Below are 22,212 nucleotides of genomic sequence, written 5' to 3'. Positions count from 1 at the left end.
AATGAATATATAATTAATTATAAAATTATTCCTTTAAAGAGAATTATTTATAGATAATACATATTTAATATAGAGTTATGGTGAATTAAGATGGAAAAGATTAAAGAATTCTTTAAAAAAGATAAATTTGCTGAATATGCAGGTATAGAACTACTTGAAGTTAAAGAAGGATGGGCAAAATCTAAAATGGAAATAACTGAAAATCATCTTAATGGGATTGGAACTGTTCACGGAGGGGCTATATTTACTTTAGCAGATTTTACCTTTGCTGCTGCTGCAAATTCTTACAAAACTGTTACAGTAGCTATAAATGCAAATATCTCCTTTATGAAAGCCGCTAGATCTGGAACTCTATTTGCTGAAGCAGAAGAGATATCTGTAAATCCAAAGCTCGGTACTTATACAATTACAGTTACCAATGATAACGATGCGTTAATAGCAATCTTCCAGGGGATGGCCTACAGAAAGAGGGATAAAATAGATATTTAAATTTAAGCTTTAATAAAAAATAAATTAAAGGAAAATATAATTAAAAATAAATAAATGGCTGTCTAGTTCTACCTAATTAGACTATATTTAAAAATGGGACCGCTATAAGAACAACAGGCCATAAAATAAACTCTAAATCTGCTAATGTATGTGCAGTTTTTTCTAATTCACTACTTGATGCTGAATTTGCCTTATTAATATAGAAATAACTATAAAAAAGGAAAATTAGCAATAAAATACCCTTAATATCAATTATGTTAAAGTACACTCCCACCACTAAAGGAATGAATGAAATAACGTTTAAAGCCTGTAGAAAGTTTAATGCACCTTTTTTTCCCAGCATTACAGGGAGTGTTTTTAAGCCTTCAGACCTGTCATTTTCTATATCCTTCAAATCAAAGAACATAACATTGTTCAAGACTCTCATAAATATAAACAGAAATGCTATGATAAAAGACAGGTTAATACCCATGGAATAGTAAAAAAGTGGGAAAAATGCCCCTACCAGTGCCCATGTTAATGCTGTAAACATATTTTTAAATGCAGGAATCTTTTTTGTTAGTTTTTTGAGCACCACATTGTACAGTATCCCACCGGCCATTATGGCCCCTATAAAAACGACCATGCTCCAGTTTGAATATAAGACCAGCAGAGAAACCAAAAATAAACTGTAAAAAGTGAATACAAATGGATATCTATCTGCTTTCCTTTTTAAAAAAGTAGCCCTTTCTGAATTGTTTTTAATATCCTTATCTATGTCTTTATAGTAATCGTAGCTGTAAATTATCAAAGGCAGCAAATATGATATTAGCAGCATGGGTATAGAAATTCGGATATCCAAAATAATCGAGGTAGATAATATAAAACATGGACTGCACAGTGCAGCTAAATATCCTCCATAGGTAATTTCATTTTTTAAATATTTCAAAGACTTAAATTCGATATTTCCATAATTCACGTTCAAATGCATATTTTTTCCTCCAGATTTTAATACAATTTTAAACATATTTTGCTGATTAATAGATATTGACTTCTTATTATCTGTTTATTTAGGCGAAATAAACAAATAAATAAAAGTAATACAATTTTTGAGTATAAATAATAAATATTGTTTAAAAATAAACTTTTTTATGAATATATTAATTAAAATAGAGTCGCATATCAAGTTATACTTAAATAATATAAAAAACAAAATTTAAAAAAGTTTAAATCGGAGAAAAATATCAAATGAACGTATTTGCATTAATTTCACTGGTAGCCTTTATGGTGTGTTTTTTTCTTGGTAATTTTATTTACCATAAAAATCCAAAAAGCCGGTTAAATAGCATAATTGCGTTAACATGTATATTTGTAGGATTTCTCGCGTTTATAGAATTTGAATACAGGCATGCTGAAACCTTTCAGACAGCATTTTTCTGGTTAAAAATTAGTACTCTATGGCCCATAGTACCGTCCTTACTTCTGCATGTCTCATTGATATTTACTAAATCTCCCTATTTAAAAAATAAATTAACCTATCTTTTAATATACCTGCCGGGAATTGCCATTTCCGCAATTGGATTAACCACTGATTTACTTATATCCGGCGCTTCAAAAGAATACTGGGGATGGACTTACACTATTCCTGCAGATGCAACATTATACAACATCATGTCGCTATGGACAGTTGTTGCAGTGGTTTTAGCTGGAGGAATATGTTTTGCATATTATTTAAAATCATACGATTTAAAGAAAAAACAGGCCAAATACATTTTTGCAGGTCTTTACATACCTTTCTTTATAAGTTTAGGAACCGACTTTATTTTACCTATTGTATTTTTAAGGGTACCTGAACTGACAATGACCACCATGACCATGGGAATCACCCTTATGAGCTATGGAATCTGGAAATACAAATTTCCTGCACTTACTCCCGCCATCGCTGCAAATAGTATTGTGTCTACCATGTCAAACTTTTTCTTTTTACTTGATGATGACATGCTCATAGTAAAGGTTAATCAGGCAACTATGGATCTTTTAGGGGTTGATGATTCAGAATTAGTTGATAAACCCCTCAATACTGTCTTTGCAGAGGATCAAAAGTCTTTATTTAAAAAAAATCCATTTAACGGCGATAAAAAATCAATAACTAATATAGAAACCATGTTCAAGGCTAAAAATGGTCAGTTAATTCCAGTATTTTTGTCCCTCTCTCAAATTGAAATTGATAACTCCCAAACATTGGGGATAGTTTGTATTGGTAATGATATTACCGATATTAAACTGGCAGAAAATAAAATTAAAGCATCCCTTGAGGAAAAAGGGCTGCTGCTTCAAGAAATCCACCACCGTGTTAAAAATAATTTACAGATTATAAGCAGCCTGCTCAGCCTCCAATCTAAATATGTAAAAGATGAAGAAGATCTTGAACTTTTTAGAGAAAGCCAAAGCAGAGTTAGATCTATGGCATTTATCCATGAACAGCTGTATCAATCATCTGATTTTACAAATATTGAATTTGGAACATATGTTAAAAATCTAATAAATTATTTGTCCTATTCATATTCCATAGATTCTTCTTACATAAACTTTAACTTAGATATTGATGATGTTTCACTGGACATCAATACAGCAATTCCATGTGGTTTAATTATCAATGAACTTGTAACTAATTCGTTAAAATATGCATTTCCAGCAGATAACTGCGGTAAATCATCTGATATAATTTTAAATGAGATATGTATATATTTACATTCTTATAAAGAAGATAAATTCATTTTAGTTATAAGCGACAATGGTGTTGGATTACCAGAAAGCACTGATTTCAAGAATAGTAACACTTTAGGTTTATTACTAGTAAACAGTCTTGTAGATCAACTAGATGGTTCTATAGAACTTGACAGAATTAATGGAACTAGATTTAGACTAATTTTCAATAAATTAGATTATAAAAATTAATGCCACTTTTAAGACTTTTATCTAAATAAAAGTACATATAACGTCTTTTAAAGGTTTATATATCTATTTTAACTATTATGCCTAAAAAATAGGCTTATCATCTTAATTTAATCATTTAATAGTATTCTTTAGCTTTTATAGATAAAAATATAAGTTAAAAATTATATAACTTAAATAAATAGTTTTAAATATATTTAGAAATTTCTAAACTTTCGTTTTAGAGGTGTGAAGAATGAAGGCAGATGCAGTTAAAATTAAAGATGATGTATATTGGGTAGGAGTCTTTGACTGGGATTTAAGAAGTTATCATGGATACACTCTAAATGGTACAACATATAACGCTTACTTAGTATTTGGAGAAGACAAAACAGTCTTAATTGATAATACATATCCTGGAACAGCTTCTCAAATGTGGGGTAGAATTGAAGATGCCTGCGCTAAAGAGGGAAAAGAATTCAAAATAGATATTATAATTCAAAACCATGTTGAAAAAGATCACAGCGGGGCCCTGTCTGATGTGCATAAAAAATTCCCAGATGCACCAGTATACTGTACACAAAAGGCACTAGAAGGACTTAAAAGACATTATTCCCTTGAAAATGCAAATTTCAACGTTGTCAAAACTGGAGATGAACTTGACATTGGGAATAAAAAATTAGCCTTCCTTGAAGCTCCACTGCTTCATTGGCCTGACAGCATGTTTACACTGCTTGTTGATGATGGCATATTATTTTCAAATGATGCATTTGGACAGCATCTAGGTTTTAGACAAAGATTAGACACTGAAATTCCAGAATTTATATTAATGGACGCTGCCAAAAAATTCTATGCTAATTTACTTACACCTTTATCCCCTTTAATACTTAGGAAATTTAAAGAAGTTGAAGATTTAGCACTGCTTGATAAAATTGAAATAATTGCCCCATCACATGGCCAGATATGGACAGATCCAATGAAAATCATTGAAGCATACAGCAACTGGGCTACAGGTAAATGTAGAAATAAAGTGACCATTGTATACGACACAATGCACGGCTCAACACAAAAGATGGCCCATGCATTTGCAGAGGGGATAATGAGCGAAGATGTTGATGTGTTCATGTACTTTTTACATGAAGACGAGCGGAGTGAAATTGTAAAAGATATTTTAGATAGTAAAGCTGTCTTATTTGGGATTCCAACAATATTCAACAAACCATACCCAAGTATCGGTGACCTAATGTATTACCTTGAAGGCTTAAGGTTTGATAGAACAGGGTTTAAAAAATTAGCTCTTATTTTTGGTTCCCATGGATGGGCCGGCGGTGGAGTCCGGAAAATAGCAGATGAACTTGAAAAATCCGGTTTTGAAGTATTTGACAAACTAGAAGTAAACTATGTCCCCGGTAAAGAAGAACTGGATAAATGCTACGAACTGGGTAAAAATCTAGCTGTTGAGCTTAAAAACAGGCAGGCAATTTAAGACCTAAAACTTTGATTAACTAATATTTAATTTTTTTTCTAATTATTTTTTATGGGTTCAAAATGCATTTCTGTCATATTCAGGAGTATTTTGATTTTTTCATCCTATTTTTGAAAGAATAAATGAAACTATAAACCCTAAAACTGTAATTAAACCTGCAAGATCATGAGTTTCTGAAAAAGCTTCCGGAATCATTGTATCTACAAGCATTGCAAGAATTCCACCTGCTGCAAGCGCTAGAGTTAATGAGTTTATACTCGACGGAAGCTGGCTGAAGACAGCATAACCTGCAAGGGATGCTAACCCGCTGACAGCTGTAATAAGGAGCCACATACCAAATATTGAACCAGGATTCCACCCTGCATTTTTGATACCTGCTGTACTTGATAAGCCCTCAGGTATATTGGATATAAATATTGCAACGACAGTTGCAACACTTACTGCTCCTCCTGTAATTATAGTAATCCCTATCGCAGTTGATTCAGGAATCCCGTCTATTACAGAGCCTACAACAATAGCTAAACTATTATCTTCTGACATGCCGTTTGATTGAACCTGTTTACCTGAACGTTTACGGTGTTTAGCCCCATAACGCGCGAGGTAAATATTTATAACTGTAAAAATTAAGGCGCCCAGAAGAAAACCTGTAACCATATTGGGGAATCCTCCAAGGGAAAATGACTCTTCCATTAATTCTAGGGAGATCGCTGAAAGTAAAACACCTGCACCAAAGGCCATTATGGAAGCTACTATGCGCTGCGGAATTTCAAATACGTATGCAAACAATGCCCCTATTAAAAGAGCCGATCCTGCTATTAAACCCCATAATCCTGCCATAATCCATTCAGGTATCATAATATCACATCTTAGTTGACTTATAGTTTTAATGAGTTAATATATCTTTCATTAAACTAAAATTAAAGTGATGCAGTGTCAATTAAATAATTGAGTTTCTTCATCATGTGTCCAATACCTTTGCATCCATTTAACGGATTAAGAACTTCTTTTTCACTAAACAATTTTTTCATCATGTGGGTATAATAATTCCCACCAAGAATAGTGATTTTTTCGTATTTATCAAGTTCTTTAGACTTTATCTGTAAAAAAAGATTCTTTAATGTAATTGAATTTGATGTTTTATTGTGGAAACATTCACTGTACTGTCCCTGGACAACTTCATCTGGAAATAAAAACCCATATTTAGCTGATAAAATGCACCATGAATCAAAATCAGACTTTTTAGCGTATTGAATGCATTTTCTGGCAAATGAACCTGTATACAAATTTTCTGCTTTTACAGGGCCTGCTTCGGGATTTTCATCCCATATTTTCTTTTTTCCACATGCGATTATGCACAGAGATTTCATCATGTAATATTAGAAAGCATATTTAAAAATAGTTTCGCTATGTCCTGGAGGTTGTAAAATCGAAGATTTAAACAGCAAACATAACATATTTGCACGTGAAAAATAATGTATTTAAAATATCGCCGGGTAAACTAAATATTTTTAAGATAATTCATATATCTAAATTTTAACAGAAGTGTTTTGTTGTCGTAGCGAATATTTTTGTATTTTTTAACATTTTAATATGATTATAAACCAGTTTAATTCATATGAATCTAAAATAATGACTAAATTAGGCCTTAATTTGCTTAAAATACCCATATAAATATATATAACAAAGAAAACATAAATATGATAAAGGGGGACTTAAGTATGAAATGTGAGGAAAACATAGAGCTTGAAGTTATGGATATGCTTAAAAAGTATGCAAAAGCATACGCAGACAAAGATATTGATGCTATGGTAGATCTGTTTATAGATGATCCGAATATTGTAGCGATAGGTACAGGCACGGATGAATGGGTTCATGGCTGTGAAGAGCTTAGGGAAGGATTTAAACGTGATTTTTCCCAGGCTGATAATATCCAGGTTAAATTTGAAAAGGTTACTATTCAATATGCAGGCAATGTGGCATGGTTATCCGCATTGATGACAATGTACGCCGTAATTTCAGGAAAAGAAGTGCTACTTTCAGGGCGGTTAAGTATGGTTCTTGAAAATAAAGGGGATAAATGGTTATTTGCACACCTACATTTTTCTTTACCTGCAAATCAACAGGAAGTAGGGCATTCCTTCCCAGAATGGATTATAAGCTGATTAATTAAATACTTATTTATTTTCAGTATTTAACCATAGTTCATCTAACTTACTTTTTAAAACATTGTGAAGTTTTTCAGCCCCTACTATTTCTTCTTTTTCTAAATTCCAGCTCGATGGATATAATAAGAATGGTTTTGACTGTTCACCACCTAATCCTCCATGACTGCCTATCAATTCTTCAAAAGCAGCCACTTCATTTTTTGCGCTGTCATATAAGCTGTTTACCAGAATATCAGGTACATATTTAAAACTGTCTGTCCTTTTTAAATGTAAAGCTGCGTTTTTTCCAAAACCTTTAAGAGGGTTTTCTCCTTCTATTTGATTATCTTTTAAATAATAAACTCCTTTAGAGCCAATTACAATAGGTCCTTCCTTACTGGATCGAACCATTATAAATCCAATACCTTCATGTCGTATTAAACCTGGAATTAATTCAGGAAATACAGCATTGATCTCTTCAAAGGTCATTCTACTTTCCCATTTTTTGAAGTAGATCAAGCCAAGGTTACCTGAAGCAAGCACTGTGACATCTGCATCTTTATGATCAATAGGTTTTTCTCGTGGTTTTACTGGAATTTTGAGTGCTTCATTAAATTTTTCCAGCCGTTCACTTATTTTATCATCCTTATCAATTGATTGCCAGATATTTCCGGTGAATTCTTTACTGCTTTTAACTGCATTTTCTCGTTTTTCCTTCATCCATTTAGTTTCCTGTCTCTCAATTGACTGCTTGATATTTCCGGTGAATTCTTTACTTCCTTTGATTGCATTTTCTCTCTTTTCACTTATCCAGCGTTTCCCATCGGCAATAGGATACGTAATTACCTGGCTAAAGTGATCCTCATTTGTATCGAACTCGTAATATATTTTTAAGTCCTTAGGAATTAGTTCGCGTACTAAACCTTCTAAAGAAATTCCATAGCGCTGTTTAAATGTTGCTCCATTACTTTGCCCATGATCAGAAAGTATCACAAAGTGATATGGTCTTGAAGCACTCTTTCTTGCATCATCTAGGAGCAAAAATTGTTTATCTAACTGTTTAAGTGCATAAAAAGCATCACTATCTTTTGTACCTGAATGGTGTGCTATTTCATCGTAACCTACATATGTAGCATACACTGCATCAGCCCGGCCTGTAAAAATATCTCCAATGATGGTACTTGTTGTTATCTCGCGTAAAAAAACATTGGCTGTAGCCCTCACAGCTAAATAAATAATGCTGCGGTTCATTCGAGGTCGTACATCTTTTCTCCACTGCCTGAAGCGGGATGCAATTTCCAGAAGAATGTCCCATAAAAACAGCACAATGGTACGTGCAAAGTTGTAGGGATTAGAATAGAAAAAATACCATGCCTTTGTATAAAACTTCGATAAATCACTGAGTTTGCTGTAGGTAAATATGGCATTTAATGCATCTCCAGAGAAAAGATTAGATCTACTTGCTCCATTTACTGCAAGCAATCCTTTTCCATCTGATACACGCCGTTCAAGTAAAGGTGCATCAAATAATCCAGTAGATACCCTTAATTTATTATCATTTTCCTTTTCAACCCACCTGAAAGCAGGCATGTCGTGATTATTTCCATGAAGAATACCTGCCTGGGAAGCACCAGTTTGGGAAGATAAATCAGTTTCCCACTGAAGAATTTTATGGCTTCCTTTTTCTATCCACCCTTTAAGTGTGGGCATGTATTCTTTATCTAGAGCTTTTTGTAAGACAGCTTCTGCCAGTCCATCAATTTCTAAAAATATAACGCCAGGTTTATCAGAATGATTATTTTTTGAAAAGCGTTCAGCATATCTCCTTAAAACGGATCTATAATAAGATGCCTCATCTCCAATAGTTAAAGCTCCAGATGCAAGCGTGTTAATAAGTGCTATCCCTAGAGGAACCAGAAATAAAGCTGAGTCTTTTATAGTGATTCCAGGGACAAAAAGACTGATAAACCATATAAGCAAACCATTTAAAAGTAATGTACCTACTCCAAAGGTAAAAACAAGAAAAGGAAGGGTATAATATGATAAAATAGGCCAAAAGATAGCATTTATTATACCAACTAATACAACTACTATCAATGCTGTTTCCCAGCTGTTAATGCTCAGTCCCGGAAGAAGCCATGTCATTAACATAAGTCCTGCTACTTCGGATATCAATAAAACTAATGTACGGCCCATCCATAGAATGTTCTGGTTTTTATCCATTTTTAACCTCGGATAAATACTGATTACTAATTATAATATGAATTTTATCTGGTTATTAATCTTGTGAAGTTATTAATTAGTATATATTTATTCTTAAACCTGGTTTTAGAATTTTTAATTGCATTATATTTATTATTTGGGTGTTCTGAGGTTTATCACAGTAATTTCAGGGGGACAGTTAATTCTAAGCCAGAATATGTTTGTTCCAAGCCCGCGGTTTGTGTACTGGACCATATCCCCCACTTTGTACTTACCGACTGGATATTTTAAGAAGTGGGGCCCCCGGATAAATGTTCCAATACCAGGTATCATAAATTGTCCTCCATGTGAATGGCCTGAAATCTGTAAACTGAATCTCCCTGTTGTTGAGCTGATATCTGCAAAGTCGGGTTCATGTGCAAGCAGTATTGCAGGTCCGCAAGAGGGTAATTTATTCATAACCAGATCCAAGCGGTGTTTATTTAAGGTGACACTGTCAACACCTGCTACGTGCAGCACAGCATCTCCACGTTTTAAAGTATAAACATCATTACTGATGTCTATTATATCGCTTTCTTGCAGTATATTACGAATTTTATCGGCCCCAAGCCAGTGGTCGTGATTTCCAAGGACTGCTAGTGACACATCCATGGGTTGAAGTTTCTTAAGACAGTTAGTTAAATCATCTACAAGATGATCGATTGCATAAGATACAAAATCACCGGTTATTGCTACCATATCTGGATTTTGTTGATTGACAAGATCCATGACTCCATTTAGTCTATCTGTTGATATCCATTGCCCTAAATGAATATCAGTGATATGTGCAATGCTGTAGCCATCAAAAGAAGGGTCCAGTCCAGGAACTGTTATTTCAACCGGCACTATTTCAAAATGACACGAATCAAATTCATGCATTCCCATTTTTTCCATGGACTTGGACATTGCCCACTGCAATTTTTCTCGTATTTTAAAATCCTTTAAGTCATTTGAAGACGTATCCTTCATTTATCAGTTTCTCCCGAGTGGTGATAATATCAAATATGTAAAATAAAATTTATAAATTAATTTAAAATTCTAAATTCTTTAATCCTCCAAAAGACTCATTAAATATGCCCACATTTCAATTTCTTCCCTTGCTATAAAGTCTTCACTGCGGTATTTAGATTCTTCACTTCCAAATGGATAATATTCTTTGTTAAAATAGGCAGTTAAATATAAATCTCCGGATTTAAGATCTAATTCTTCTTCAACGCGATTTTTAAGTTTATTTATTGATTCTTCATCGATATCAGTAATTTTATAAGTCACATAGTACTTTTTGGGATCATCTGAAACTCCGTAATCAACAACTTTAACTTTCATCTTTAATCTCCATCTTTTAAAAAATCACCAATTACCTGTTCTGCTATTTTTACCTCGCTTGATCCTACATGCCCTAGTATTGAATCATATAAAAAGAGTTCAGATCCAGGTATTGATTCGGAAAGTGGTATTACATCGGTATCCGGTGGGAAATACAGGTCCTGATTAATTCCAATTATTAGTGTTCTAGCTTTTATTTTATGCAATTCTTTGCTTACATCATATATCATAGTAGCTTCATTTTGCCATACAATGTTATTTGCATCAGAATTAGCTCCTTCTAATTCCATTTCATGAATTGATTCAAGAACTTCTTCATTTGAAGAATTTTTATAGTAAGCTGGCGAAAAACCAAATAAATAAAGCATCATCATCGCATTTTGAGGCCCGGTTTGGGGTTTATGCTCATATTTACCATCTAAATAATCTGGATCATTTTTAATGTAATTGTTCATTATAGTAGATAATGCATAATTTTGACCTTTTGATGAAGAGCTTGTAGTGAGAGGTATGATAAAATCCATAAAATCAGGGTATTTTATAGCCCACTGAAGTGCAAGGAAACCACCCATTGAAGTGCCAATAATACCTTTTAGGTGTTTAATATCTAATTTTTGAGTTAAAAGGGTATATGATGCATCTACCATATCTTCTATGGTATATTTTGGAAATAGGTGCCCCATACCTGATGTTGATGGTGATGAGGATCCTGGGTTCCCAAGAGATGTAGGACAGATTACATAATAATCATCAGTATCCATAACTTTTCCAGGGCCTAAAACATCTTTCACACGTTTTACAGATGAGTAATCTCCAGAAGAGCCGTGCAGATAAACTATTCCATTAGTGATATTTCCATCATCATCCAGCTTTTTGGTTCCAAATGTGGCATATTCCATATTTAATTCAGGTAAAATTTCACCAGATTTAAATTTAAAGTTATTTATAGATTCATATTTTGGTTTTAACATGTTATTCCCATTAAAAATTAAGTTTGAATTTATATAAAAATAATGTTCCACGATTAGATTATTTGATTATCATAGAAGCTATACTCTGTGATTTTTCAAGATTTGAACTCTATTTGGTTATTTATAGTAAATAACATGTGAAAATTCCCTCAAAAAATCAAAGCCTTCAAAAACCGCTGGTTTTTGAGGATTTCGATGGCACAAAAATCGAAGATTTTTGTTAGCTGTCAAAATTCTGCGAATTTTGACGCCCCGAAAACCATAGGTTTTCCTGACCGCAACACGTAGTTTTGCAGACTACAAACATGTATTGTTTGTTAGCTGTCAAAAATCGAAGATTTTTGACGCCTACAAAAACCATAGGTTTTTGCGGCCGAGGAAATAAATTTCCTCCGGCATGTAAAAATCTGCGATTTTTACGGTTGCGAATTGAAAATTCGCAAACATAGAAAAATGCATGGCATGCAAACACTGCCAAAATTCAATGAATTTTGGCGCATCGAAAATTAAAAATTTTCGAATGCTTCATGTTTGCTGTTACAAAATCGTAGATTTTGTAAACATTTTTCTCCAGCTTCGTTCTGTAAACATAACTTTTTAAACTTATAAATTTAGATAGTTAAACTTACATTTAACAATTTAAATCACATAAACACGTTTTTTTTTATAGATCAATGTCTAAACTATGTAATTATTCATTATAATAATATTATAGAACAGCTACTATTTTATTTTTTCTAAATCATCAAAAGTTACACACTTTTAGATTTAAATTTAGTCAATTGTATATTATACCTGAATCTGATTCATATCTAAGTTTTATAAAATTAGTTTGAATTAAAAGAGACGTGAATTTACTATAATTAACTTATATGGTGATTATTAGGTTAAATAATAAAAATCTAAATATTGAAAGACTTTACTATCTAATAAATTAAATATTCTCTTAAACAGGAATTATTAATGTTTAATTTGTTTGTCTAAAGAATATTAGATACAATTTTTTCTACGGGTCTTGTAAACTCTTCTCCACATTTATTACATCTAAACACTAAGACCTGATTGTACTCATCAAGACCAATAATGCCTATTTTTCTGGTATCACATCTTGGACAATGACTAATCTCAAAATTGTTTCCAATATCTGTGTTTACCATAATATTACCCCTTTAATTATCCTTATTTCTCCATGCCTGCTCTACGCCTTACTAACTTGAAATTAGTAATCATACTGGGCTTATTTATATTATCTGTTAGAGCAGTAGTATATTCTTTTCTGTAGATGAATTGTGTTACTTTCCATAATTTCCACTTATAAGTAAAATTTAAAATAGGCCCATGTATATTATCATGGTATGGTTTATACTTCATTAAAATGTTATATTGAAAAAAACAAAGCTTGCAAAAACTATGTTTTTGCAGCCGCAGAACGAAGCTTAAGAAAATGTGCAACATTTTCTTTTGCTGGAGGAAACCCTCGAAATCTATGATTTCGGGGCAACAAATCAAAGCTGACAAATCTTTCGATTTGTCGCGTCAAAATTGCAAATTTTGACAGCTGTAAAAATGCTATGCATTTTTTACGCATAAAAAATCAGAGATTTTTTAATGATTTGTTAGTTAAATTTCCTCGACCACAAAAACCTGTGGTTTTTTGTAAGTTTCATGTTTGTAAGCTTTGTTTTCCAGGTCTCAAAATCCTAGATTTTGAAGACCTTTGGACTTGAAAGTTTTTTCAATCGGAAAAAATAAAAAATTTTTCCATACTGGTTAATCTAAGTTGAACTTATTTAAAAAAAATCCATTTATTTAATCAACAAATTACATAATAATTTAAATAGTAACTATTTGCACAATAATCCAGACATGAGCGTAAAAAATATTATTTTAAACATAGAACAAGACATTTTAACCATATTAAATATATTTAGTATAATTTAAGGCGCTAATCTGGAAACTTTTACAAGTGCAGTTAAGATATTGCAAATAATTAACATTTTAAGTATTTTACTTTCTAAAGTGATGTACTGATGTCTAAAATAATAATAACGAAATATAACATTTTTAATGGATAAAAGACAAAATTATAATTGTATGTATGGAAATGTAGCTGGATAAAAAAATATCCATTTGCTGAAAATGAAAAAGAGGAGAAAACGCATGGTATCTGCAAAGTTTTATGAAAAATTAATGAAAATATCTAAGGTAATGGAAGAAGAGGGAGATGGAATCAGTTATATTCGAAATGAAGCTGATAATTACACTATTGGAACAAGAAAATATAGTGAAAAAATTGCCAAATACCTTGATGAAACAGTTGGAACATGGGAAGGCAGCGAAGCTCACGTGAAAAAAAAGAAATCGAGAGGAAACAAACAGGAAAAACCAAAAAAAGTTGGCTACCTCTGGAAAATTCCAGTAACTGAAAGTTAATTATTAAACATCTCAAAGGAAATTAACTTTAAAGAGTTGAAATTGAATTACTACCTAAACTAAATAACTCCAATTTCTTATTCCTTAAATATATGTTTATGAATAAAAACTTCAAGTACATTTAAAGAATATAATAAGTTTCAAGACAAATCGTATTTCAAAAAATATCCAATCGGAGATTTATAATCTCTAATTACACATTTCTTTTAATTTAGAATCTTTTATTTACAGTCTACTTTTTCTAAATTATTAATTATTTATTTTAAATTAACTTAAAAAAGCTTTAATGAGCTGAAACTATCAATTTAATTAAAACTAATTTTTTTATTTTATTAGCGAAGATAGATCTCCTTTTCTATTGAGTTACAATTTTATTTTATCTTAAAAATTTAATTAATTGCAGCATTTGAAAATTCTACAAATTTTCGAGGTATCTAAAACTAAAGGTTTTTGAATGCTACTTCCTATTTTTTTTCAAAAATTTAAGCCAACACTCTTCAATATGATGTAATAGTATATTATATTCATCAAAACACAATGGTTTATTCATAAAACAATCCACTTGTAGTTTACAGGCTTTTAAGAAGTCTTCTGGATTGTGTGATGTAGTTAAAACAATTACAGGTAACTTTTTTAATTTATCATTACTTTTTATTTCTTTTAAAACTTTAAACCCATCAATTAATGGAATATTTAAATCAAGTAATATTAAATCAGGGTCTGCTTTATTTTGGTATTTTTCTTTTTTGTTTAGATATTTTAAAGCTTCAATACCGTTTGTAATTGAATGTATTTTTGTTTTTGTTTTAAATTCTTTGAATATTTCCTTTATCATCCTTATGTCAGTGTGATTATCTTCAATTAATAAGATGTTAACTGTTTCGTCATTTGGTTCAATATCCATTCATTTATCTCCGTTTTTAATACAGGGATCATTTAGTATCTTATTGTATTTAATAATTACTCCTATACTTATTTTATTATTTAAATAAGTTATTCTATTAATAAATAAGATTTAATAATTTAATAATTAAATTAACTCCATAAAATACTTTTAAATGGTTTTAAATCGCTTTTAAAGGATCAATTACGCGTATTACTGATCAATTATTTGCAATAATTAATTTGTTCTATTACAAATGGTAGATTTAAGCAAATAAATGATATTAACTTATTAAATTATTATAAATTTAAATATATGAATTAACACATCTTATAGCGGATTAATTTAAATCCAGGAACTTGTTATGACATAATAAGTATTTGAATTAGTAACAATAGCTAAAATATGCTTAAATTAATAAAATTAGGAGGGATAATGTATGAATACGATAGGACTTACTGAAATATTATTGATAGAAGATAATCCAGATGAATCAAAATTAATAGCTAAAATTCTAGACAAAAATACGAGCAATATTCATATTACTCAAATTGAAGACGGATTAAATGCTATAAATTATTTAAATAAAAAAGACGCGTATAAAAACTGTAAAACACCTTCTTTAATTTTATTAGATTTAAATTTACCTGGTAAAGATGGGCGGGAAGTGCTTAAAGAAATTAAAACAGATGATCAACTAAAACATATTCCAGTAATTGTTTTAACAAACTCTGATGATGATAATGATATATTGAAGTCATATGAGCATTATGCCAATGCTTACATAACCAAATCTACAAATTTTGATGAGTTTAATAAAGATATAGAAGTTTTTAAAGAGTACTGGCTAAATAATGCTATTTTACCGCTTTTTAAGGATTCGAATTGATTTTTAAACACTATTTTTTTTGCATGTTTTTCAATTTTTCTATTTAATAACTGTGCCAACTTAGTTGATGCAGTTATTAGTTAATAAACCGGTTTTAGAATGTTTATTTTTGTAAAATAGAATTTTTAAGAATAGTTTTCAGTTAGTGTAATTTTTGCACATACTGCAGCCTTTGAAAATACTACAATGTCTTCATACTTGTTATTTAGATCATCTTTTTTAACATATGAAAAATAATAAAAAACAAAAAGAAGAAGTTTTTATCATAATACAAGATAAAGTTAGGGAGAAATGAGTGGTATTTTTATCAAAGTGGGATTTAAATTAAATCCAGTTCACCCAATCTTTCCTTCGTTTTTTCAACACCAAGCTGAGCAGCATCAATGTTCTTTGCACCAGTGCACACTACTTTCCCTGAACCGAACAATAATAATACAACTTTAGGGTCTTCAACTCTGTAAACTAAGCCCGGAAATTGTTCTGGCTCATATTCTGTATTCTCCAAATCTAATGCTACTGCTTCAAGGTTTAATGTTTTTCCTAGATTTGCAGAGGCAACGATATTCTGTATTGTAATTTCGAATTCTTTTGGTATATCTGCATCTAGCACCCTCATTTTGTCTACAATAATATTTAGAGATTTAATTGAATCTTTTGTAGTTTTTGCACCAGTACCCACTAGTTTTCCTGATCCAAATATAAGAGCTGCTGTTTTAGGTTCTTTAAGCTTGTAAACAAGCCCTGGAAACTTTTCTGAGTTATATTCAACACCTTCTAGTGCCAGAGCTACTTTGGGCAGTTCAATTGACTTTCCAAGAGTTGCAGAAGCTACAATATTTTCAACTTTAATTGGTACATCTGTCAAACACATTCCTCCAGGTTTTAATCTAGATCATTAATTTGATTTTTACATTCCATATATGTTACATTAAAAGTGTATTTTATGGAGATATTAGGAAGGGCTAGCATAAAACACATATAAAATATATAATTTGTTTTGCATTCCATATATGTTACATTAAAAGTGTATTTTATGGAGATATTAGGAAGGGCTAGCATAAAACACATATAAAATATATAATTTGTTTTGCATTCCATATATGTTACATTAAAAGTGTATTTTGGAGATATTAGGAAGGGCTAGCATAAAACACATATAAAATATATAATTTGTTTTGCATTCCATATATGTTACATTAAAAGTGTATTTTGGAGATATTAGGAAGGGCTAGCATAAAACACATATAAAATATATAATTTGTTTTGCATTCCATATATGTTACATTAAAAGTGTATTTTATTTGGAGATATTGAGAAGAGCTAGCATAAAACACATAGATAAAATACATAATTCAAGTAGCCCCATAGAATAAATTATTTTTTCTGTTTTAGACTGTTCCATGATGGTTAATTTTAGGTTGTTTAGATTAAATGTGATAACATTTAAAAAATACTATTTTATAAAAAGTATTGCCGTTCCTATTTTTATAAATTATTTAAAAATCAATGATTTAAAATATTTGAGCTTATTTCATGAAAATAAGTATTATTAATTCTTTTTTTAATTTTTATATGGGCAATGGGATCCATCTAAAGATCCAGCTGTGGACTTGTAAAAAAAGTATTATGAAGTTCTGGACAACTTTATCAAGGAATTTAATATTATTGGCCCTGCCTAATTCTAGTTTTACTGTTGATATATACTTTACATTTTCATTAGATACAGCCGCATATTTATGACTTATTTTTCCCTAATAATTACTACTAAAATAGCTTAAAAGGATTTAAAGATTTTTTTAAGTATCCGATTTAAAAACTATATACAAAATTTAAAAATTTTAAACAGATGACATTATAAATTTGGTATTAAAAATTATTTTTAACAGTGAATAACAAGTTTATCCTTTTATCAAATGATATAGTATATGAATTAGTCTAAATTAATTGTTATAAACATAAATAGTTGTATTATCAAATTAATTGGGAGGCATAGATAAAGTTGACATGAAGGTGGTTTGAAGTGCCACTATGCCTCCCTTAATATAAATTAGTAATAAAATATATAATCCTTTTGTTTAATTAAAGGTTTTAATATCCAAATTTTGTACAAAGAGGGCCCCATATATCTAAAAAACATCAATAAAAGATATTAATTTAATAAAAAATCAAAAAGAAAAATTATAAAAAATTAAGATTTGTTTACATTTAAATATTTGCTGAAAACAGTCTGGAAAAATTTAGAAACAATTCCTTTACTTGATAAATCATTTTCAAGGCTGTATTTTCCAATAACTCTTGAAGCAAGCCCTAAAATTAACTTTGATGTATCTGATTTAGGATTTTTTTCTAAAATCGAATTTCCTGACGCAGATGCTATATTTAACTCCCTATCTTCTGGAATGATTGCAATTACTGGTATGTTAAGGATGGTCTGGATTTCATCAGGAGTTAAAAATTCTTTACCACTTCTTTCTTTGTTAATAACTACCCCAAGTATCTCCATTCCAATTTTCTCTGCAACAATTTTTGTCTTTAGAGCATCGCTTAAAGAAGTAATTTCAGGTGTTGTAACAAGAACTAGTTCATTTGAAACCTGTAATGCTGCCAGTGCATCCCTTTCAAGCCCGCCGGGTGCATCTATAAGTAGTATATCTATATCTTCAGTAAGTGTTTCCAAGACTTCTTCAAGTCTTTCTAGTTTCATGTCTTTAAGACCATAAAGTGAGAGTCCTGCAGGAACAATTTTTACTCCGCCTGGGCCTTCATATATTGCATTATGTATCATATCTCTTCCGGCCAGGACATCCTGTAAGGTCACTGGTTGATTTTCTAAACCTAGAATCAATTCTAAATTAGCCATTGCAACATCTAAATCAAGGACTACAACTTCTTCTCCCTGAAGAGAAAGAGCTATTCCAAGATTAGCTGCTATGGTTGTCTTCCCGACCCCTCCTTTTCCTGAAGCCACTACTATTACTCTCGCCATTCTTCCACCTAACATTGGATTAATAATCTTACATAACTACTTGTACTCACAATCATTTATTGATGATAAAGATTAATGTGCTTATTTTCACAATAATAAATGCAAATACAAAATTATTAGAATAGTATTAAATCAAAAAATAAATTAGAGAAATACTACTAATTACTTTTTATGGAGATGAGTTCTTGGTAGTGGAAAAAGATCATAAATTCATGAATGAAGCAATTATAGAAGCAAAAAAGAGCTTGAAAGAAGGCGGAATTCCAATTGGTGCTGTTTTAGTTGAAAATGATGAGATAATTGGTCGCGGACATAACAGATTACTTCAGAAAGACTCTTCAATTTTGCATGGAGAAATGGACTGTATTGAAAATGCTGGAAAATTAAAAGGAGAAGATTACAAAAGCTGCATACTTTATACCACTTTATCCCCATGTGAAATGTGTTCTGGAACCATATTACTTTATAAAATTCCAAAGGTCGTAATGGGAGAAAATAAAACACTTAAGGGACCTGAAGATTATTTAAAAGAGAACAGTGTTGAATTAATTAATTTAGATTTAAAAGAATGTAAGGATATTATGAAGGAATTCATTAAAAGAAATCCTGAAATTTGGGATGCAGAAATAGATAGAGTAATTTAAGTTTCAAAATATCTTTATTTCAAGGCATATAGACGCCGATAAATAACAAAAACTATTTATTTTATATTAATTTTCCCTGCTCTGGCGTAAATATAATATATTTTAATATCAAAGCCATAACCATGAATAAAAAGATAGGGGCTTTAATAATTATTTTCTTAGTTGCAGCAACTGCATATGGAACCTATAATTACATTGTAACTTCGCATAAAACCATTGTAGTTGGATATCTACAAAGTGATCATGATTCCGCACTATTTGTAGCAAATGCAAAGAATATGTTTGAAAAAGAAGGATTAGTAGTCAGTTTAGTCCCATTTAGATCAGGCCCAGATCTTATAAATGCAGCTAAGTTAGGTAAAATAGATATTGGTTATTGTGGAATTGCTCCTGTAACCCTGGCTATAAATAATGGAACAGCTATAAAAATCGTTGCATCTGTAAACCAGGAAGGAAGTGGAATAGTAGTAGGAAATAGTACAAATATAACTAATATCTCTGATTTAAAAGGTAAGACTATAGCAATACCTAAAGTAAACTCAGTACAGGATGTGTTATTGACTTACTGGTTGTTCCAATATAATATTAGTAGAAATGAAGTAAATATAACTGAATCAGAAGTACCATTTATGCCAAGATCTTTACTGTTTAAAAAATTTGATGGGTATATAGCATGGGAACCTTATGTATCTGTTGCAAGTGTAGAAGGTGATGGAGAAATACTTACATATTCCAAAAAGGATAACTGGAAAGATTTCCCATGTTGCGTTGTCATAGCAACAGACAGCTTTATAAAAGATCAACCGGTTGCTTTAAGAAAATTTCTGAAGGTACATGCAGAAGCAACTAACTATGTAAATTCACATAAGGACGAAACTGCCTTGATAGTCTCCCAAAAACTTGGTACAAGTGTTCAAATTGAAAAACAATCATTAAAAAATGTTGCATTTAATATACCGTCTTCTAATGAATTTAAAAGAAGTGTCTTTAAGTTTATAGATATTCAAAAGCAGTTAGGATACATAAAAAATAATGTATCAAACGTATCCTATTTTAATTTTAATTTCTGGCCTACTAAATCATCAGGTTTTTAAGGTTACGCTTTTTAAAGGCACCTTTAATTTATATATCTTTAAATTCTTTTTATCTCTTACATTAAATATCTGAATTTATAAACAGATTGATATCTACAGCAATCCCTCTTTATATTTTTTAAGTGAGTCTAAGTCTACTAAGTAGTCTTCTTCTTCGTCATATTCCTTGTTTTCTTTCGTTAATATGCTGAATATAAGAATTAAAACACTCATTGCTATGCCCAGAATGAATGCATTTTGAAATCCATTTAAAAGAATTCCAATGGGAGCACTGAATTGAAATGCACCAGTAGAAGGGATTCCTATTAGATCAGTGATTTCATTACTTATTGTAGTAACGAATATTTCGTTAAAAACAACAATTCCCATTACAAGACCCATATATCTGGCTGTATTTAAAAGACTTGAAACAGAACCTACTTTTTCTTGGGGACTGTGGCTCATCACTGTTTTGTTGTTTGCAGGGGTAAACATACCTTCTGAAAGTGCCCTTATTCCAAGAGCAGTGAATATAAATAGTATTCCTACTGTTTGATTTAAACGATATAATAGAATAATAGCCATAATAAGAGTTATACAAGCAATAATAGTAGGTATACGTGATCCAAAGTTATCAGAGATATATCCTGATAAAGGCCCTATAAAAATAACTACAAGAGAGGGAATCAAAATTATAAGACCTGCAAAATCTGAAGAATAGCCCATAATAAGTTCAAGATAGAATGGTAGAAGATAAATTGTTCCAGTAAGGACAAGAGTAGCTATAAATCCTGCAAGAAGGGAAAGAGTAATATAAACATTTTTTAAAATGGAAAGATCTAGTAGAGGCTCGGGATGTTTTAATTCCCATATAACAAAAGTAATTCCCAGGATCAGGGATATAACACAGGTTATAACTATAGAGGTGAACCCCCATCCAAGATTTTCTTCTATGTTAAAAGGCATAATAAATGTTAAAATAGTTAAACCTATTAATAAAGCGCCAATAACATCAAATTTCACATTTTGGACCATTGTTTCCTGTGAAGGGAGTACTTTAACAGCAAAAATAGTTGCAATTATACCCACGGGCACGACCATTAAAAAAATCCAGTTCCATCCCATATATTGTGTTACGTATCCTCCCACCCCATATCCTGATGAAAGGCCAAGGGTTGTGGTGAGCGAAATATAACCAAAAACTTTTCCCCTCATTCTAGGAGGAAATACTGTTGATATAATTGCAGGCACCATAGAAAGCAGCATTGCAGATCCTATGCCCTGAATTATTCTAAATATAATTAATGAAACAAAATCGAGGGATATACCACAAAAATAGGATCCAATAGTAAATATGGAAATTCCCATTACAAAAATTTTTTTATAACCTGTAATATCACCTATACGTCCAAAAACAAGTAAAAAGCTTATAAGTGTAATAAGATGAATAATTACTATTAATGAAACCATATCTGTACTTATATCTAAATATTGAGAGATGGTAGGCAATGAAATGTTTACAATACCTGCACTAAATGACCATAAAAACATTCCAAGTGCCAGAGTAAATATAATCCAGTTTAATTTGTGTTCCAAAATATATTCCCCCCGATAGTTAAAATATCACTTTAAAGGGTATAAACCTTATTAAGAGGTTATGCTAAAGTTTTAATACTTTTAATGTTTATTTTAGAACTTAAATGATTAAAAAATGAGTTTAAATAAATTAAATCC

At 30.9% G+C, this 22,212-nt stretch carries 20 protein-coding genes; 8 read left to right on the top strand and 12 right to left on the bottom strand.

Annotated elements, in window-relative coordinates; all coding sequences use genetic code 11:
- Positions 1-90: 90 nt before the first annotated feature.
- Positions 91-489 (top strand): PaaI family thioesterase, encoded by a 399-nt coding sequence (locus AAGU07_RS01135; protein ID WP_342457380.1) that lies wholly within the window; start codon positions 91-93, stop codon positions 487-489.
- A 76-nt stretch (positions 490-565) separates the two neighbouring features.
- On the opposite strand, the gene AAGU07_RS01130 is transcribed toward AAGU07_RS01135, so the two are convergent.
- A complete protein-coding gene (locus AAGU07_RS01130; RefSeq protein ID WP_342457379.1) occupies positions 566-1,459 on the bottom strand; it encodes a UbiA family prenyltransferase in 894 nt (297 codons plus the stop codon).
- Positions 1,460-1,716: 257 nt separating this feature from the next.
- Here AAGU07_RS01130 and AAGU07_RS01125 point away from each other — a divergent pair, with 257 nt between their 5' ends.
- Together AAGU07_RS01125 and AAGU07_RS01120 are read left to right on the top strand one after the other, a co-directional pair.
- On the top strand, positions 1,717-3,426 hold the full coding sequence (locus AAGU07_RS01125; protein ID WP_342457378.1) for a histidine kinase dimerization/phosphoacceptor domain -containing protein: 1,710 nt from the start codon (positions 1,717-1,719) through the stop codon (positions 3,424-3,426).
- Positions 3,427-3,658: 232 nt separating this feature from the next.
- Positions 3,659-4,888, top strand: coding sequence for an FprA family A-type flavoprotein (locus AAGU07_RS01120; RefSeq protein ID WP_342457377.1), 1,230 nt, complete (start codon positions 3,659-3,661; stop codon positions 4,886-4,888).
- Positions 4,889-4,987: 99 nt separating this feature from the next.
- Here the strand turns inward: AAGU07_RS01120 and AAGU07_RS01115 are convergent, their stop codons facing one another.
- On the bottom strand, positions 4,988-5,743 hold the full coding sequence (locus tag AAGU07_RS01115) for a ZIP family zinc transporter (RefSeq protein WP_342457376.1): 756 nt from the start codon (positions 5,741-5,743) through the stop codon (positions 4,988-4,990).
- A gap of 62 nt (positions 5,744-5,805) precedes the next feature.
- On the bottom strand, positions 5,806-6,255 hold the full coding sequence (locus AAGU07_RS01110) for a DUF6884 domain-containing protein (protein WP_342457375.1): 450 nt from the start codon (positions 6,253-6,255) through the stop codon (positions 5,806-5,808).
- A 351-nt stretch (positions 6,256-6,606) separates the two neighbouring features.
- On the opposite strand from AAGU07_RS01110, the gene AAGU07_RS01105 reads away from it, so the two are divergent.
- Positions 6,607-7,050 carry a nuclear transport factor 2 family protein gene (locus tag AAGU07_RS01105; RefSeq protein ID WP_342457374.1) on the top strand — a complete coding sequence of 148 codons (444 nt, stop codon included), beginning with the start codon at positions 6,607-6,609 and terminating at the stop codon, positions 7,048-7,050.
- Between the two features lie 12 nt (positions 7,051-7,062).
- Here AAGU07_RS01105 and AAGU07_RS01100 read toward each other — a convergent pair whose 3' ends face one another.
- The 5 genes from AAGU07_RS01100 to AAGU07_RS01080 all read right to left on the bottom strand — a co-directional run bounded on the left by AAGU07_RS01100 (position 7,063) and on the right by AAGU07_RS01080 (position 12,727).
- Positions 7,063-9,255 carry a phage holin family protein gene (locus AAGU07_RS01100; protein WP_342457373.1) on the bottom strand — a complete coding sequence of 731 codons (2,193 nt, stop codon included), beginning with the start codon at positions 9,253-9,255 and terminating at the stop codon, positions 7,063-7,065.
- Positions 9,256-9,387: 132 nt separating this feature from the next.
- The gene (locus AAGU07_RS01095) at positions 9,388-10,242 is read right to left on the bottom strand and encodes a metallophosphoesterase (RefSeq protein ID WP_342457372.1); all 855 of its coding nucleotides are present in this window, start codon (positions 10,240-10,242) and stop codon (positions 9,388-9,390) included.
- A gap of 78 nt (positions 10,243-10,320) precedes the next feature.
- The gene (locus tag AAGU07_RS01090; protein WP_342457371.1) at positions 10,321-10,599 is read right to left on the bottom strand and encodes a DUF5750 family protein; all 279 of its coding nucleotides are present in this window, start codon (positions 10,597-10,599) and stop codon (positions 10,321-10,323) included.
- A gap of 2 nt (positions 10,600-10,601) precedes the next feature.
- On the bottom strand, positions 10,602-11,570 hold the full coding sequence (locus AAGU07_RS01085) for an alpha/beta fold hydrolase (RefSeq protein ID WP_342457370.1): 969 nt from the start codon (positions 11,568-11,570) through the stop codon (positions 10,602-10,604).
- Positions 11,571-12,550: 980 nt separating this feature from the next.
- Positions 12,551-12,727, bottom strand: a complete 177-nt coding sequence (locus tag AAGU07_RS01080; RefSeq protein WP_342457369.1) for a hypothetical protein — start codon at positions 12,725-12,727, stop codon at positions 12,551-12,553.
- Between the two features lie 1,003 nt (positions 12,728-13,730).
- Between AAGU07_RS01080 and AAGU07_RS01075 the strand changes: the two genes are divergently transcribed.
- The gene (locus AAGU07_RS01075) at positions 13,731-14,003 is read left to right on the top strand and encodes a hypothetical protein (RefSeq protein ID WP_048082603.1); all 273 of its coding nucleotides are present in this window, start codon (positions 13,731-13,733) and stop codon (positions 14,001-14,003) included.
- Between the two features lie 457 nt (positions 14,004-14,460).
- On the opposite strand, the gene AAGU07_RS01070 is transcribed toward AAGU07_RS01075, so the two are convergent.
- A complete protein-coding gene (locus tag AAGU07_RS01070; RefSeq protein ID WP_342457368.1) occupies positions 14,461-14,907 on the bottom strand; it encodes a response regulator in 447 nt (148 codons plus the stop codon).
- A 418-nt stretch (positions 14,908-15,325) separates the two neighbouring features.
- Here AAGU07_RS01070 and AAGU07_RS01065 point away from each other — a divergent pair, with 418 nt between their 5' ends.
- Complete coding sequence (locus tag AAGU07_RS01065) at positions 15,326-15,775, top strand: response regulator (RefSeq protein ID WP_342457367.1); 450 nt, start codon at positions 15,326-15,328, stop codon at positions 15,773-15,775.
- 319 nt (positions 15,776-16,094) lie between these two features.
- Here the strand turns inward: AAGU07_RS01065 and AAGU07_RS01060 are convergent, their stop codons facing one another.
- Positions 16,095-16,640 carry a TATA-box-binding protein gene (locus AAGU07_RS01060; RefSeq protein ID WP_342457366.1) on the bottom strand — a complete coding sequence of 182 codons (546 nt, stop codon included), beginning with the start codon at positions 16,638-16,640 and terminating at the stop codon, positions 16,095-16,097.
- A gap of 1,323 nt (positions 16,641-17,963) precedes the next feature.
- Complete coding sequence (gene minD, locus AAGU07_RS01055) at positions 17,964-18,761, bottom strand: cell division ATPase MinD (RefSeq protein ID WP_342457365.1); 798 nt, start codon at positions 18,759-18,761, stop codon at positions 17,964-17,966.
- 191 nt (positions 18,762-18,952) lie between these two features.
- On the opposite strand from minD, the gene AAGU07_RS01050 reads away from it, so the two are divergent.
- Positions 18,953-19,405 carry a nucleoside deaminase gene (locus AAGU07_RS01050; protein ID WP_342459328.1) on the top strand — a complete coding sequence of 151 codons (453 nt, stop codon included), beginning with the start codon at positions 18,953-18,955 and terminating at the stop codon, positions 19,403-19,405.
- Positions 19,406-19,527: 122 nt separating this feature from the next.
- Positions 19,528-20,499 (top strand): ABC transporter substrate-binding protein, encoded by a 972-nt coding sequence (locus AAGU07_RS01045; RefSeq protein ID WP_342457364.1) that lies wholly within the window; start codon positions 19,528-19,530, stop codon positions 20,497-20,499.
- Between the two features lie 93 nt (positions 20,500-20,592).
- On the opposite strand, the gene AAGU07_RS01040 is transcribed toward AAGU07_RS01045, so the two are convergent.
- Complete coding sequence (locus AAGU07_RS01040) at positions 20,593-22,074, bottom strand: MFS transporter (protein WP_342457363.1); 1,482 nt, start codon at positions 22,072-22,074, stop codon at positions 20,593-20,595.
- Positions 22,075-22,212: the final 138 nt, after the last annotated feature.

The sequence above is a fragment of the Methanobacterium sp. genome (assembly GCF_038562635.1).
In the GTDB taxonomy this organism is placed as follows: Archaea; Methanobacteriota; Methanobacteria; order Methanobacteriales; family Methanobacteriaceae; genus Methanobacterium_D.
Note: the sequence above shows the minus strand (reverse complement) of the source record. Positions and strands in the feature narration are given on the sequence as shown.

Coding starts and splice junctions, on each gene's coding strand:
- AAGU07_RS01135 (WP_342457380.1), top strand. CDS start 91: ATGGAAAAGATTAAAGAATTCTTTAAAAAAGATAAATTTGCTGAATAT.
- AAGU07_RS01130 (WP_342457379.1), bottom strand. CDS start 1,459: ATGCATTTGAACGTGAATTATGGAAATATCGAATTTAAGTCTTTGAAA.
- AAGU07_RS01125 (WP_342457378.1), top strand. CDS start 1,717: ATGAACGTATTTGCATTAATTTCACTGGTAGCCTTTATGGTGTGTTTT.
- AAGU07_RS01120 (WP_342457377.1), top strand. CDS start 3,659: ATGAAGGCAGATGCAGTTAAAATTAAAGATGATGTATATTGGGTAGGA.
- AAGU07_RS01115 (WP_342457376.1), bottom strand. CDS start 5,743: ATGATACCTGAATGGATTATGGCAGGATTATGGGGTTTAATAGCAGGA.
- AAGU07_RS01110 (WP_342457375.1), bottom strand. CDS start 6,255: ATGAAATCTCTGTGCATAATCGCATGTGGAAAAAAGAAAATATGGGAT.
- AAGU07_RS01105 (WP_342457374.1), top strand. CDS start 6,607: ATGAAATGTGAGGAAAACATAGAGCTTGAAGTTATGGATATGCTTAAA.
- AAGU07_RS01100 (WP_342457373.1), bottom strand. CDS start 9,255: ATGGATAAAAACCAGAACATTCTATGGATGGGCCGTACATTAGTTTTA.
- AAGU07_RS01095 (WP_342457372.1), bottom strand. CDS start 10,242: ATGAAGGATACGTCTTCAAATGACTTAAAGGATTTTAAAATACGAGAA.
- AAGU07_RS01090 (WP_342457371.1), bottom strand. CDS start 10,599: ATGAAAGTTAAAGTTGTTGATTACGGAGTTTCAGATGATCCCAAAAAG.
- AAGU07_RS01085 (WP_342457370.1), bottom strand. CDS start 11,570: ATGTTAAAACCAAAATATGAATCTATAAATAACTTTAAATTTAAATCT.
- AAGU07_RS01080 (WP_342457369.1), bottom strand. CDS start 12,727: ATGGTAAACACAGATATTGGAAACAATTTTGAGATTAGTCATTGTCCA.
- AAGU07_RS01075 (WP_048082603.1), top strand. CDS start 13,731: ATGGTATCTGCAAAGTTTTATGAAAAATTAATGAAAATATCTAAGGTA.
- AAGU07_RS01070 (WP_342457368.1), bottom strand. CDS start 14,907: ATGGATATTGAACCAAATGACGAAACAGTTAACATCTTATTAATTGAA.
- AAGU07_RS01065 (WP_342457367.1), top strand. CDS start 15,326: ATGAATACGATAGGACTTACTGAAATATTATTGATAGAAGATAATCCA.
- minD (WP_342457365.1), bottom strand. CDS start 18,761: ATGGCGAGAGTAATAGTAGTGGCTTCAGGAAAAGGAGGGGTCGGGAAG.
- AAGU07_RS01045 (WP_342457364.1), top strand. CDS start 19,528: ATGAATAAAAAGATAGGGGCTTTAATAATTATTTTCTTAGTTGCAGCA.